Source organism: Prosthecobacter vanneervenii (assembly GCF_014203095.1).
Lineage (GTDB): Bacteria > Verrucomicrobiota > Verrucomicrobiia > Verrucomicrobiales > Verrucomicrobiaceae > Prosthecobacter > Prosthecobacter vanneervenii.
Genome location: NZ_JACHIG010000003.1, coordinates 420,354 through 435,003 on the forward strand (window position 1 = coordinate 420,354; position 14,650 = coordinate 435,003).

6 protein-coding genes are annotated in these 14,650 nt (G+C 60.5%); 4 read left to right on the top strand and 2 right to left on the bottom strand.

Annotation, left to right across the window (positions count from 1 at the left end):
• Positions 1-43 precede the first annotated feature (43 nt).
• The 4 genes from HNQ65_RS09550 (at position 44) to HNQ65_RS09565 (ending at position 9,747) form a co-directional block, all read left to right on the top strand.
• Positions 44-5,110: a DUF1800 domain-containing protein gene (locus HNQ65_RS09550; protein WP_184339294.1), complete on the top strand. Its 5,067-nt coding sequence runs from the start codon at positions 44-46 to the stop codon at positions 5,108-5,110.
• Positions 5,110-6,573: a DUF1501 domain-containing protein gene (locus HNQ65_RS09555; RefSeq protein ID WP_221306101.1), complete on the top strand. Its 1,464-nt coding sequence runs from the start codon at positions 5,110-5,112 to the stop codon at positions 6,571-6,573. Before HNQ65_RS09550 ends, HNQ65_RS09555 begins: the two co-directional genes overlap by 1 nt.
• An 11-nt stretch (positions 6,574-6,584) precedes the next feature.
• Complete coding sequence (locus HNQ65_RS09560; protein WP_184339296.1) at positions 6,585-7,178, top strand: hypothetical protein; 594 nt, start codon at positions 6,585-6,587, stop codon at positions 7,176-7,178.
• Positions 7,179-7,260: 82 nt separating this feature from the next.
• Positions 7,261-9,747 (top strand): serine/threonine-protein kinase, encoded by a 2,487-nt coding sequence (locus HNQ65_RS09565; RefSeq protein ID WP_184339297.1) that lies wholly within the window; start codon positions 7,261-7,263, stop codon positions 9,745-9,747.
• A gap of 10 nt (positions 9,748-9,757) precedes the next feature.
• On the opposite strand, the gene HNQ65_RS09570 is transcribed toward HNQ65_RS09565, so the two are convergent.
• Both HNQ65_RS09570 and HNQ65_RS09575 read right to left on the bottom strand, forming a co-directional pair.
• Entirely contained in the window at positions 9,758-11,848 is a 2,091-nt protein-coding gene (locus HNQ65_RS09570; protein WP_184339298.1) for a serine/threonine-protein kinase, read from the bottom strand.
• Positions 11,849-12,391: 543 nt separating this feature from the next.
• Positions 12,392-14,593, bottom strand: coding sequence for a hypothetical protein (locus HNQ65_RS09575; protein WP_184339299.1), 2,202 nt, complete (start codon positions 14,591-14,593; stop codon positions 12,392-12,394).
• Positions 14,594-14,650 lie beyond the last annotated feature (57 nt).

Consider the following 14,650-nt stretch of genomic DNA (forward strand, 5'->3'; position numbering starts at 1 on the left):
GAACACGTTGGAGCTGTGGCGGTCGATGTGGTAAACTGCATAAATGCCCGCTCTCGCTTTCGGACGTCTTTTTCACACTCCCCTGGCTGCTCTTGGGTTGGGTCTGCTGTTGGCCAGCCCAGCCCATGCGGGCTTTTCCACCTTCTGGACTCTCGGCGTACAAGATGGCTCAGCCAATGAGTTCGCCACAGAGAGCTACAACAGCAACGCCGCCCCGGGCAGCGCTACCGTCAAAGACGACGATTACTATTTCGCCGGCACTTACCCGACACCGATCGGTTTGGTCTCGGCCAGCGAGAATCCCGCGACGAATTTTGAGCGCGCCATCACATCCAGCGATCCGAACGACCGGTTCCACTTCACTCTCAGCGCGGCACAGGCCGCCAGCACGGCCCGCTACCGCCTGACGTTTCACGTGGTGTGGGGCGGCTGGTGGATTCCCGCGCAGGGTGTCGGCGGGAAAGGCTACGGCACACACGAGGTCACGGTGAAGATGAACGGCGTGGTGGTCGGCACCAAAACCTTCACGCACGATGACGGACTGGTGCTGTCTTTCAATGCCAGCCAGGTCAGCGCCGTGGCAGGGGCCAATGTCTTGGAGATTTCACGCACAGGCGGCTCATCGGATGCGTGGATCGCTTTTGATGATCTGGGTTTCGAAATCAACCCCACCGCCATGGTGGACACCGACATGGACGGCATGCCCCAGTACTGGGAGGAGGAGCAAAGCCTGAGCGACAGCGATGCCACAGACGCCGCCAAGGACCAAGACCACGACGGCCTGACCGCCCTGCAGGAGTATCCCCTCGGCACCGATCCCAACAATGCCGACACCGACGCCGACGGACTCACCGACGGCGAAGAGTCAGTCACCTACCACACCAACGCCCTGCTGGCTGACACCGATGGCGATGCAGTAAGCGATGGTGATGAAGGCAAGCTCTACCATACCAATCCGCTGCTCACTGACACCGATGCAGACGGCGCGCCCGATGCCTGGGAGCTCCGCACGGGCTATGATGCCAGCAGCGCCTCCAGCAAGCCGCCAGCCTTCCCCTATGCCATCGGCTTTCATTGGGCCATCGATCAGACGCCGGACAATGTCATCAAACCATTGGAGGTGACCGGCTACGCCCCGCAGATGAAGTGGAACGAGACCCGCCTGATGTTCCCCTGGGGTGGAGTGAATGGCGATGTCACGGATGTAGCCTCCCCTGCCCTGGGCGCGCTGACAGACAGCTCCGGCGCCAGCACGGGCGTGAACATCTCATGGACGGCCACCGGCATGTGGTACACCGGCAATGACGGCAGCAGCAGCCAGCGCCTCTTCAATACCTTCGTCAATGTGGGCGACGACACGCCTGTCAGCGTGACGCTCAGCAACATCAGCTTCCCCCACTATGATGTGATCCTCTATGTCGGCGCCTACACAGATGGCAGCCACGGCTATGCACGCCTGAATGACAACGCGGGCACGGATCTGCATTTCCTGGCCGGATCCACGCGACCTCAGGCGGAGTTTGCCGAGCCAGCCTTGTCCTCCGAAAGTCGGCCTTGGCGCGGCAATGTGCTGCGCTTCCGCAATCTCTCGGCCTCGTCATTCAACGTCAAACTCTACCGCTACGGCACGGACTCGGTGGGGCTGCATGCCATCCAGATCGTCCACTCCACCGCCGACACAGACGCAGACTCCATGCCCGACTGGTGGGAGTACCGCAGCAAGCTGCGCCCCGACTCCGCCGCCGATGCCAGCCAGGATCCCGACTCTGACACCGCCACCAATCTGCAGGAATACACCGCAGGCACGGACCCACGAAATGCCGACACCGACGGCGATGGCCTGACCGACGGCGAGGAGATCAACACCTACCACTCCAACCCGTTGCTGCCGGACACCGATGGAGACGGGCTCACCGACGGCGTTGAGGTCAAACAGTCCCACACCAATCCGCTGCTGGCAGACTCCGATGGGGACGGACGCTCAGATGCTGTCGAGGTGCAGACAGGCAGCGATCCACTCGTGGCAGACTCAGTCACATCTCAGATGCCGGTCATCACCACTTCTCCGCGCACCTTCGACTGGACGCTCGACAACGTTCAGGTCGTCTGGGATCACTCCCTGGGCCAGACGGCCGTGGGCAGCTGGGAAGACAGCCTTTTCACCATGGCAGTGACAAACTCTGTTTCCACCGGTTCAGACTCCCTGCGTGTGGGACTGCGCTGCACCGGAAACCGGGTGGCTCGCTACCTCTACTCGGGCAGCGCAGGCGCTTTCAGCTTCTCCAATAATCCGACCTGGGACATCTGGGACACCGACTGGAACTGGTATGTGCAGGACCTGCGCGCAGCACTCGGCTTCAGTGGCTATGGCCGGGTGGACATCTCTCAGCGCCTGCGCTTCCGGGTATCTGGCACCAATCCAGGCAATGATCCCAATGCCTGGACACTGACCTTCGAAATCCGCAATCAAGACACCAGCCAGGTGGTGAACAGCGTCACCTTCACAAACTGCACGCTGGCACCCAGCGCGCACAACGGCACCGCCACCTGGCAGAACAACTCCGACCCAGGCGTGCCAAACCGGCTTTCCATTGATACCCGGCCGGGCGTGCAGCTCTTTTTCAGATCCACTCCGCTCGCAGATACCGCAGACTTTGCAGCCTACAAAGATGTCGGCAAAGACGGCATCCCGGATGCCTGGCAGGATGCGCACGGCCTGAACAAGAACGATTCTGCAGATGCAGGCCGCGACCCGGATCAGGATGGCCAGACCAATCTGCAGGAATATCTCATCGGCACCGACCCGCACAATGCCGATACAGATGGAGATACCGCCCCCGATGGCGTGGAAGTCGCCGCAGGCTCCGATCCCCTCAACCCGCTGAGCAAGCCGCCTTACTACACAGGTCTTCCCTCCGGCATCAACGGCACCGACCTCAACGGCAATGGCATCCCCGACGCCTACGAGCAATGGGCCGGCAGTTACGCGCTGCGAAGCACCAAAGACAGCGACAAGGACGGCTACACCGATGCTCAAGAAGCCGCCGCCGGCACCAATCCTCTGGACCCCGCCTCCCGTCCCTGGCTGGGCTTTCTGCAAAGCGGCAGCGACTTCACGCTGCGCTGGGGACTGGCCGCCAGCAAGCAGCACCAGGTCTGGCAGAGCACCGACCTGCAAAACTGGACACCCGCCTCCGGCACGCCCTCCACCATGGCCACGGAGATGCGGCAGACTTTCACCAATGCCCTCGGCAGCAGCACGCGGAAATTTTATCGAGTCGCGCTGAACGACGTGGACACCGATGGCGACGGCGTCAGCGACTGGCTGGAGAAGAATGTGCTGCACTCAGATCCAAACAGCGCCAGCAGCCTGCATGCTCCTGTGACCATCACTACAACCGTAAACGGCAACCCGGTCATCACGACGATCAGCGGAGATTACTACGCCTACCTGGAGCGCTACCAGGGTGGTGCCGCCAGCGGAGGATTTGCCAGCAGCGACAGTGGCGGCACTACAGGCAGCGGCATCTCACGAGCCAATGCGGCTTTCTTTCTCACCCAGTCCACCTTCGGTCCCATTCCCGAGGACATCGAGCGCGTGCAGAGCATGGGCTACGCCGCGTGGATCACCGAACAGATGGGCAAGGCCCCCACCCTCCACTCCACCTACATCAAAAAGATCTTTGATGACGTGCAGGGGCCGCACACGGACAAGCTCTACAACACCAACGACTCCCGCCTGCTCTTCGGCAACAACATGATGAGCGCCTTTGCCCGCGCAGCCGTGCAGGGAGACGACCAGCTGCGCCAGCGCGTGGCCTATGCACTGAGCCAGATCCTGGTGGCCTCACGCCATGACGCCAATCTGACCGACAAGCCGCTCGGCATGGCCAGCTTCTACGACATCTTTGTGAAGAACGCCTTTGGCAACTACTACGACGTGCTCTGGAACGTCACGCTTCACCCCTGCATGGGCCGCTACCTCAGTCATGTGGGCAATCAGAAGGCCAAGCCTGAGATCAACCAGTACCCGGATGAAAACTACGCGCGCGAGGTCATGCAGCTCTTCAGCATCGGCCTGTGGGAGTTGAATTCAGACGGCTCCCGCAAGGTGGACACAAACGGGCAGAACATTCCCACCTACACCAACACGGACATCACCCAGACGGCACGCGTCATGACAGGCCTGTGGTTTGGCGGACGCGAGTGGGGCAATGGCGGCTGGACAGACCCCGACTACAGCACGCCGATGACCATGCATGCGGAGTATCACGACTTCGCCCCCAAGACGCTCGTTCGCGGTCTGGTGGTGCCGCAGCGGCCGGTCACGAATGAAGACGCCATGCGCGACGTGGCGGAGGCCATTCGCAACCTCTTCAACCACCCCAACTGCCCGCCCTTCATCTCCAAGCAGCTCATCCAGTTTCTCGTCACGGACAATCCCTCCCCCGCCTACGTGCAGCGCATATCAGCCGTGTTTGCCAACAACGGCAGCGGCGTACGTGGTGATCTGGCCGCCGTGGTTCGCGCCATCCTGCTGGACGATGAAGCGCGTGATCCGCGTTATCAGGAAAACGTGACGTCTCACGGCAAGCTCAAGGAGCCCGTCGTCCGCACGATGGCGCTCGCCCGTGCCTTTGGCATTCGCAAGGTGCCAAACTTTGTCTGGTGGGACTGGGGCGACTTTTATGACAGCTCGCGCCAGGAGCCGACCAACTCCCCCAGCGTGTTCAACTTCTACCGCCCCGAGTACCGCGCCGCCGGACTGCTCACACAAAACAACCTCGCGGGCCCCGTCTTCCAGATCACGGACAGCTATTCGTCCATCGCCATGCCGAACAAGCTGTGGGACATCATCGACAACGGCTTCCACGTCTGGGGCGTCTATCACTTCCCGCTGGATTACACCTGGGCTGCCGCTCTCTCCGGCACGCCCGAGCTGCTGGTGGATGAACTGAACACGCTCTTCTGCGGCGGGCGCATGGGTACCGCCACACGCTCGATCATCCTCAACGCGATCAACCAGATCCCTGCGGAGCAGGCCACCGCCCGTGCCAAGGTCGCCGTCTATCTCACCGTGGTGTCACCCGAAGGAGCCGTCCTCAAGTGATGAAACAATCTCCCGCCAGCACCTCCATGAAACAAACCCGCCGCCGCTTCCTCGGAGAGGCCAGCTGTGCCGCCGTCAGCTCCATCTCGATGGTGAACATGATGCTGAATCTGCGCCTGGCCACCAGCGCCGCCGCGCAGAGCGCACCCACGGACCGCAAGACTCTCGTGTGCATCTTCCTCAATGGCGGCATGGATTCCTTCAATGTCCTCGTCCCACGGGATGACACCCGCTACGGAAACTACGCCGTCTCACGCGGCAACCTCGCTCTCGATAAAGCAGCGCTGAAAACACTGAATCAGATTCCCGCCAGTGACGGCAATCTTTACGGCCTGCATCCGAGCTGCAGCGGGCTTCAGGGGCTTTTCAATGGCCTCAACGGCGACACCTCCAAGCGCCGGATGGCCATGATCTCCAACATCGGCACTCTGATCCAGCCAACCACCAAGGCACAGTACGCCGCCGGCACCGCCACACTGCCACGCGCACTTTTCTCCCATGCCGACCAGATCGACCAATGGCAGACCTCCGTTCCGCAGGGAATGGCGCAGGCCAGCGGCTGGTTTGGCCGAGCGGCAGATGTGCTGAATAGCACGGTCAACAGCGGGCAGACCTCGATGAACATTTCGCTCAGTGGCAACAACCTCATCCAGGTGGGAAACAGCACTCAGCAGTTTGTCATCACCGACTCCGGGGCGCTCGCCCTCACCGACCCCACGGATACCAACCCCGCCAATCCAGGCGCATGGAAAAACAGCGGGCACCGCAGCCTGCTCGCGCAGCATTACAGCAACCTCATGCAGGAGTCCTACTCGCAGATGACCAAGACGAGCATGGACCTGCAGCAGAATTTTCAGACCATCTTCCACGCCTACGATGACTCGGCCGTCTCGTCACTTTTTCCCGGCACCTATTTCGGTGGCCAGATGCTCGCAGTGGCCAAGACCATCGCCATCCGCCAGTCGCTCGGCCTGCGGCGTCAGACGATCTTCCTCAGCTTCGGCGGCTGGGATCATCATGGCGAGCTGCTTAACACCGAAGCAGGCATGCTCAGCGTGCTCGATGGTGGCCTCACTGCCTTCCAAAAAGCACTGGAGGCGCTGGGAATGCAGAATGACGTGATCACTTTCACCGCCTCGGATTTTGGCCGCACACTGCGCAGCAATGGACGCGGCACCGACCACGCCTGGGGTGGCAATCACTTCGTCATGGGCGGCCCGGTGCAGGGTGGCAAAATCTACGGCACCTTCCCGGATGTGACGCTCGACAGCAATGACGACGTCGGCTACGGCGGGCGCATGATGCCCACCACCAGCGTGGACCAGTTCTTTGGCGAGCTGCTGCGCTGGTTCGGTGTCAGCTCGTCGGACCTCAGCTACGTGCTGCCCAACATCGGCAACTTTTACAGCCCGAACTCCAGCACGCTGCCCATCGGATTTTTACAGCCCGGAACATGGAGTTAGCCGATCATCGCTTGAAGATCCACAACCGCTGGATCAAGGCACTCCTTGTGTGCCTCATCGTCGCGGGCTGGTTTTTGTCGCGAGAGACATCGGGGCCACCAGTTCACAAAAGCAACCGGAATACCCCCGCCATCCAGGTGGCGAGCCAGAAACCACCGACAGAAAAACCTCCGCCAGGAGAAGCCATCCTTCAAGGCTACGCCACCGCTGGCACCACCGTGCAGCAGGATCTCACCCTCATGTCTCATGTGCTTGGAAACTTTGCCCTTCTCGTGAAAGGCAATGACCCGCTGCCTTTGGGCGCGAATGAGGAAATCGCCGCCGCACTGCGCGGACGCAACCGCACCCAGCTTCGCTTCGTGCCGGAGACCAGCCCCATCTTCAATGCCCAGGGCCAGATCATCGACCGATGGGGCACGCCGCTCTACTTCCACGCAGCCTCGCATGATCGTGTGGAGATCCGCAGCGCCGGCCCTGACAAGATCATGTGGACTGCGGACGATGTGCAGCGGCAGAGCAACGGCACCTTCTTAAACTCCGAAGAAACCCAGGCACCCAGCCTGCTGGAGCAGTCACTTCAGCACCGCAGCCCAGGGAGAAAATAAGACACACCATGCTGATTTCGTATTGGTGCATGTTGTTCTCTGGCGTCTGCTCCAGCAGTCGTCACGCCGTCCACCGCCACCCATGACCTCACACGGCCAGCCACCTTCCGATCACAGCCCTTCCGCCGGGTTGTTTGATCTGGCATTGCAGGATGCGACTCAGCCTGAGTTGACGCAAAGCCCCGAGCAGGCCGGGCAGGTCATCAGCGGGCGTTATATCCTGCGAGCTGTCTTGGGCGAAGGAGGAGCCGCACAGGTCTGGCGCGCGGAGCAGACGGAACCCGTCAGGCGCGAGGTGGCGCTGAAAATCGTACGACCTGGCCTGCTGGCACAGCCAGTGGCCGCACGTTTCCAGCGCGAGCACCAGGTGCTGGGCCGCATGGAGCACCCGCACATCGCCGCCGTTTTTGACGCAGGGGAGCTGCCAGATGGGCGCACGTATTTTGTCATGGAGCTGGTGGCCGGCTCCGCCATCACCACCTGGTGCAAAGAACACGAAGCCCCAGTGCAGCAGCGGCTGGAGATTTTTGTACAGGCCTGCATGGCCGTGCAGCATGCCCATCAGCGCGGCATCCTTCATCGGGACCTCAAACCATCAAACGTCATGGTCGTGGAAGTGGATGGCAGACCACTGGTAAAAGTCATCGACTTTGGCATCGCCAAGGCGCTCGCAGGAGATCTTGCCGTCGGGCAAGACGCCACGCTCTGCGGCATGGTGCTCGGCACTCCCCGCTACATGAGCCCGGAGCAGGCCGAGCTGAGCAGGCAGGATGTGGACATCCGCACCGACGTGCATGCGCTGGGCGTGCTGCTGTATGAACTTCTCACAGAAACCACCCCCATTCCCGCAGCAGCTGGTGCAGAGCCCCCGCTCGCGCAGCTCCTGGAGCAGGTGCGTCATGCCGACCCCGAGCCGCCCAGCCAGCGCGTCCTTCGCATCTCCGGCAGCAGGGCCAGGGCGCTCTCACGTGAGCTGCGCGGAGAGCTCGACTGGATAACGTTGCGTGCACTGCAAAAGGATCGGGAGAAGCGCTATCCCACCGTGCTAAATCTGGCTGAAGATGTCCTTCATCATCTTCGCAGAGAGGCTGTGTCAGCTGGGCCGCCCGGTGCAGCCTACCAGATGAAAAAATGGCTCTCGCGCCACCGCGTCGCCGTTGGCACGGCTGCGGCGGTCATCCTTTCTCTGGCTGGCGGTTTGGCAGCCACATGGTGGGCCCTTGGCCTGGAGAAAGTACAGCGCCAGGAGGCGCACATTCAGGCAGATCTGGCCCAGCAGATCAGCACACATCTGGAGGATCTGCTCGCCAACGCACGCCGCCATGCCAGCGCAGGCCTGCACACACAGCTCCTGCGCAAGCTTGCGGACGACTACGCCGCAGGCATGTCTCGTTTTGCCAGTCAGCCACGTGCCGAGGCCCGGCTGGCGGAGCAGCTGGCGCAGCTCTATGTGGCACTGGAGGAGCCCACACGGGCTCAGCCCTGGCTGGTGCGTAGATGGGAGCTGCTCAAACAAACCGACGGCGAGTTCTCGCTCTCGACCCTTCATGCCCTCTACACCGTCGGCTGGAGCTACACCGCCCAGAGCGAGCCGCGCAAAGCAGCACTCGCACTGCAGCAGTCTCTGGCAGGATATGAAAAAGCCGCAGCCAGCGGCAGCAAGGAGGCACTGGAGCAGCTGCCTCTGGTCCGCAAGGCGCTCGCACGTGCGCTTTCACGCAGCGGCCGCCATCAAGAAGCAGTGGAGATGATCTCGGATGTGATGTCCCGCTGGCAAAGCTCTCAACCGGAGGAAACAGCCCTATGGCTGCGAGATCAGGCTGAGATCCTGAAACTCGGCGGCCACATGCCGGAGGCGGTGGCTGTCCTGCAAAGAGCCATCTCCATTCTGCCGGCGGATTCAGGCTTTATCGATCAGCGCGTCCACATGCTTGCCATGATGGCGGATCTCACCGGCCGTCCCGAAGACTACGCGCTGGCCCTGGTGGCATCCGAGGAGCGCATCCACGTCCGTGAGGCAAAGGCGGAGGACAAGCATGCCAAACTTCTCAGCGCCCTGCTCTACCACGCCACGCTTGCATCCACCCAGCCCGGATGCCCGGGCGGCGAGGAGGCTGCCCGTCGGGCGGTTCAGATGGCACAGTCCGCTGGGCATGAGTCACGCCTCGCAGATGCCTGGATAGCCCTTAGCGAATCTCTGCGCGTGAAACGTAGATTCCGCGAATCCGAGCAGGCTCTCAGGCAGGGCAGTGTCGAGATCCACGGCACCAAGGCGGAGCGCTGGCGTGTCATGGAAATTCACCGCCGGCTCGGCGATCTGCTCACTGCACGCAGCGACTTCGCCGGAGCACTGGCCGAGTATGAAACTGCAGCTGCTGGCTGGTTCGAAGCCCCCTCCAGCGCGCGATCCCCTGAAAAAGAGAGACTCATCTTCACCAGTTTCATCAAGTTCTGGGAGCTGGCCGCTGATGCAAATTCATCAGTCGCAGATTCACAGAGATTGGAAGAGTGGCGCCGCAGGCTGCAGGAGTGGGATGCACGCAGGCGCTCCACGTCAGCCCTGCCCTGAACGCAGGCGCTCAGTCGTCTTGATTGAAGAAGCGTCCGATCGATTTGCCAGCTCTCTGAAGAAAGTTGGGATCTTCCTTCGGCACTGATCTTCTGCGGAAACCCGATCCTGATTCGCCGGAAGATGGGGGAGGCGGCGGACGCCATTCCTCATCGTCAGCCTTGTCCATCATCGAAAGCGCAATCAGGGTCGGCCCGTCAAGCAACCCGTTGGGAATCAGCCCGCTTTTAGCCTGAAAGAGCATGATCGCATTATGGGTGCCCTTGCCTTCCTTGCCATCCTGCGTGGAGTTGTACAGGGACTTTTCTTTCAGCAGGCGCTGCACCTCGTAAAGCAGGTGTCGCCGTCCGCTCTCAGAATAAGTGGACTGCGGCGGTGTGGGGAAGAGATGTTCGATGGACCAGAAGCCCTGCGGAGGCTCGGACAAGCGTGGCTGCACCAGCGCAGCTGGCGGATACTTCGCCAAAGCTGGGTGAGTCATCGTCGCATCGGGCACGGCCGCTACAGCTCCAGGAGCACCTGGAACCATCGTGACAGGCACAGCCCCAGGCACGGTCTGCACGACAGCCTGTGCAGGAGCCCCCGGGGCCGGCGGCAGCATACCAGGCGTGCCGGCAGGCACCCCTTGCACGGGAACAGCCATAGCACCAGCAGGATAGGCTGCCTGCGCGGGAGTCACAGCGGCCACCACTGGCGCAACTGCCACAGCGGCAGGCATCCCTGGAGCGACAGGTGCAGTGGCAGCAGGTGCCATCGGAGCAACAGCCACTGGCGCAGCAGGCGCACTGGCGGCAGGCACGGCCGGGGCAGCTGCAGCCGGAGCCGGAGCGGGGCTTGCAGCTGTGGGCGCCGCAGGCGCAGGTGGCGTCACCGCCACAGTGGCAGGAGTAGCCTGCACGGGAGAGGTTTTGGCGGGGACAGTCTGAGGCGGAGCATTTTCTGCAGGAGCCGCAGTAGGGTTCGCAGGAGCATGCGCGACACCCGGCGTGGCAGCTCCATGCGGCGGCGGCGGCTTGCTCACGCTAAAGTAAATCGCCGCTCCTGCCGCCACCACGGCGACAGCTGCAGCCGCATAGACCATGACGTGGCTTTTCGGAGCCCCCTGCTCATGTCCTTGAGACTTGCCCGGCGACTTCATCGTCGGGGAGATAAAGGTCTGCGTATTGAGGCTCGTGATCGACTTCAGCCCCAGCAGCTCCAGCAGCTTGCCCGCGCTGGGTGGACGCATCGACGGATCCTTCTGCAGGCACGCTGCAATCACTTCCTCCCATTCTTTCGGAATCGTGTCAGAGGCCTTGATCTCCAGCTCTTCCCGCCTTTCCAGCATGCTGCTGGGGATCTTCGAGGTCAGCTGGGAGGGGATGTCCCCGCGGTAAAAGGGCGGCTTGCCAGAAAGCAGTTCGTAGATCGTGGCCCCCAGCGAGTAAACGTCATCCGTGGGCGCAGGTCGTTCACCCATCGCCTGCTGCGGGCTCATGTACGGCAGCGTGCCGCTCACCCCAAGCTGCGAAAACGAGAGCCGCTGCATCGTGTCTGAAATGCTGCGGGCAATGCCAAAGTCCGCAATCTTCGCCGTGTCATCATGGTTCATCGCCATGATGTTCGAGGGCTTCAGATCACGGTGCACCACCTTGCGTTGAAAGTGCGCATAATCGAGTGCCTCACACACTCCCGGCAGCCACTTGGCCACCTGCTGCGTGGTAAAGACGCCATGCTCCGTGGTGGCACGCAGTTCAGAAAGCGTCTTCCCGTCCACAAACTCCATCGAAATGGCGGCTTCGTCCTCATCATCCACAAAGTCGTAGATGCGCACGATGTTGGGGTGGGAAAGCTCCAGCCCCTGACGCGTCTCTGTTTTGAGCTCCTTCACCGCCGCAGGGTCCAGTCCGATCAGGCTTGGCAGAAACTTCAGCGCCACCGGGCGCTCCAGCTTCAGGTCATCCGCCAGCCACACCACACCCATGCCACCGCGGCCCAGGACGCGCTTCAGACGGTAGCGGTTGAAATAAACCGCACCCGAGGACGGAGTGCGCACCTTGATCGTTTGATCAAAATCTTCGGCCGCGCCTGTAGCCTGGGTGCTGGAGGGAGGAATGTCCATGACGAGGGATGAGCGAGGCGCTATTGTAGTGCTGTGGGCAGGAGTGTCATTTAACTTTTTTGAATTGCCCGGCGGCCGCCCGAGGCTTGCAGCGGGACTGGAGCTGAGAAGAGTTGCCCGGACAGCAGCACCAGAGCTTCCCATCGTGCCCAACGAAAGCCCCTCGCCACAATCTTGACACGTGGGCAATCAAGTTCTTGGGCACAATGGCTGTTTTTAGTAGGAGAGGTCGGAGCCTGATTCACCATCGGCGGCGATAATCAGCATAAACACAGCCATAAGTTAGGCGAAAATACGCAGCCCGCTCCGAGGAGTGTGGTCATGATGGCAAGCATGGGGAGCTTCTTGCGTGCTGGGGCGCGCTGGGCTCGGTTGTGGTTTTCATCCACCGAAATACCCGTTTATCTCCTTTCATATGACATCACAGGAGGCTGAAGAAAATGACCCAAGGGAAACAAAAACAGCGGCAGAAATCTAGCCGCCTCTGAGTTGCTTGCATCGGTACACGCATGTCGCAGCATGCATTCGGCGCATCCTTCCTCATCAGTGGCGGGAACTGGAAAGCGAGTTCCCACCCGGCTTCGGTCCCGAGGGCTTGGCGGACTGCCAGCCACCGCTGGCGCGGAGACTGTTGGCCGCTGGTTTGTGCTCCTCTGCCTCCACCCCTTGCTGCAATCCGCCAAGATTGGGAGTGCTGTGGCTTTTTTTAAGAATGTCGCCCACACTCGGTTTTTTCTGTAGGTCCTCTTTTTTGGGCTCCACTTCGACTTTGGGGTCATCATCATCCAGGTCCAAATCAGAGACATCCTGCTCATCTTCGGCAGCTTTCGGCAGAGGTGCCAGTTTGGCAGGTTCGGGCGCTTTTTGAGAAGCCGCTAGATTTTGTGATCCGGCGTTCTGAGGAGCCGGAGACACCACCCTGCTTTGCGCGACCGCCTGTTTTTGAGCCTGTCTTTCCGCCTGGGCCTTGGCCTGCGACTGCTGCAAAGCCTCCACATGAGGAGCTGCCATCAGTTTCATGCCATTCATCCGGCTGTTCAGTTCTTTGGCAATGGCTGTCTCTTTGGCCAGAAGCTGCTGCCGCACCCGGTCCACACCTCCATGCCTGAGCGCTGCAAGCTTGTCCCTGGCTGTGGGGTTTTGCATTTTGGCCATCTCTCTGCGGACTTCTGCCAGATCGCCTTCCAGTTTCTCCACTTGTTGCTGCATCGCACGATAGTCAGCCTGCTGCCCCGGGTTCATCTGCTGTTTGAATGCAGCGTACTCAGGATTGATTTTGGCTTTGCCTACAGACTCCTCTGTCCGCTTGGTAAACAGATCATCCCCGGCATCGATTTTTTGCTGGGTGTACTTGCGCTCGTTCTCAATGCTGCCGATGTAGCTGGTGTTGTTGGCGTCCGTGCCAAGGCCCGATTCCAGTGCCTCGCGCTCTTGTGCCTCGATGGATTCCCTGTAGGTGGTTTCATCGAACTGAGCCACGACCTTGATGGGTGAAGGATTCGCAGCAAGTCCTCTCTGCAAATTTTGCAGCCGCCCCACTGCTCCGTCGATTTCTGCTTTGGAAAGTTTCTGGCTGCCATCGGGTGACTGCACAGACTCCAGAGTTCTGCGCAGTTCCTCAGGATCCATGGCGGCTATTTTCGCCGCCGTGTCCTGATGCATCATCTTGGGCATTCCAAGCACCGCTTTTTTTGCCAGAGCCTCGCCTTTGGCGATCATCTGCTCCCGTTCTACTTCCGGGAAAGCCAGGTCGTTGTCGATGCCAGTGACTTTTCCAGTGTCCGGATCTACAAAAATGTTCCCTTGATGTCGGTCTATCTGCCCGGTGATGTAATCCAGAGCCTCCAGATCGTACAGCCCTTTTTGTACATTTGGGGCTGAGTAGTCGATGTCCAGAAATGCGGTGGTGGTCTGGCCCCATTCATTCTGGCCATGCTGGCTTCGAACCCCGGCACCGTCGCACTGCACGCTGACGCCGATCAGGTTGCCCTGCTCATCCTGACCAAATTTTTCCTGCGCACAGACATTCAGGCCGATCAGTTTGTCCACCTCATGCGAGGCCACCGCGCGTGCCAGCAAATGCCTGTCCCCGCCTAGGCTGGAGTCATCCAGCATGGCTTTGTCGGCATAAAGATTGCCGCTGGAGGCGCCAATGCCTTGGTTGGATCGCATCAAGGCAGTGGCGGCCTTGTTGGCTTCAAACTGCTTAACATATTGTGTTATGCTTGGATTTCGCTTTTGAACTTCCAGCAGGCGCATCCGCTCCAGTTCCGGATTATTCATGACGTTCATCACCCCAGCCCGCTGCTTTTCCAAGACAGCGACTTCCTTCTCAAGAGCTTTGACAGCATCTTGATCCGGTGTTTCTTCATTCCTGGCCCGCTCCAAACTTTTGCGAGCCTTACTAAGGCTGTCGTCAAGATTGTTGAGCGCGACCTGCGGATTATCCAGAACCGCCTTGTCTACGACCCACTTTTGGACCTCGGGCTTGCTCTGAAGCTCGCCCAGTTTTTCGGCTTCAGAAATGGCAAGATCCTCTCGCTGCTGCTGCACAACCGGATCGTTGTCGAACTTCTTCTTGGCAAATCCCAGCGTTTCTCCGTTCTCCCCCAGGGCCCGGTTGAAGCGCGCGTCCACCACGAAAGTCTCATTGGCTTGGGCGGAGGACATTTCCTTGTTTTGGCGGAAAGAGAAATCCTGCCCCGAGAGAGTGTCCTGTGGTTCGAATCGTTGTTTTTCTGGCATGCAATGAAATTTAGCCCGACCTGTTGCAAACTGTGACACACCGTAAAACGCAGTCAC

Coding starts and splice junctions, on each gene's coding strand:
- HNQ65_RS09550 (WP_184339294.1), top strand. CDS start 44: ATGCCCGCTCTCGCTTTCGGACGTCTTTTTCACACTCCCCTGGCTGCT.
- HNQ65_RS09555 (WP_221306101.1), top strand. CDS start 5,110: ATGAAACAATCTCCCGCCAGCACCTCCATGAAACAAACCCGCCGCCGC.
- HNQ65_RS09565 (WP_184339297.1), top strand. CDS start 7,261: ATGACCTCACACGGCCAGCCACCTTCCGATCACAGCCCTTCCGCCGGG.
- HNQ65_RS09570 (WP_184339298.1), bottom strand. CDS start 11,848: ATGGACATTCCTCCCTCCAGCACCCAGGCTACAGGCGCGGCCGAAGAT.
- HNQ65_RS09575 (WP_184339299.1), bottom strand. CDS start 14,593: ATGCCAGAAAAACAACGATTCGAACCACAGGACACTCTCTCGGGGCAG.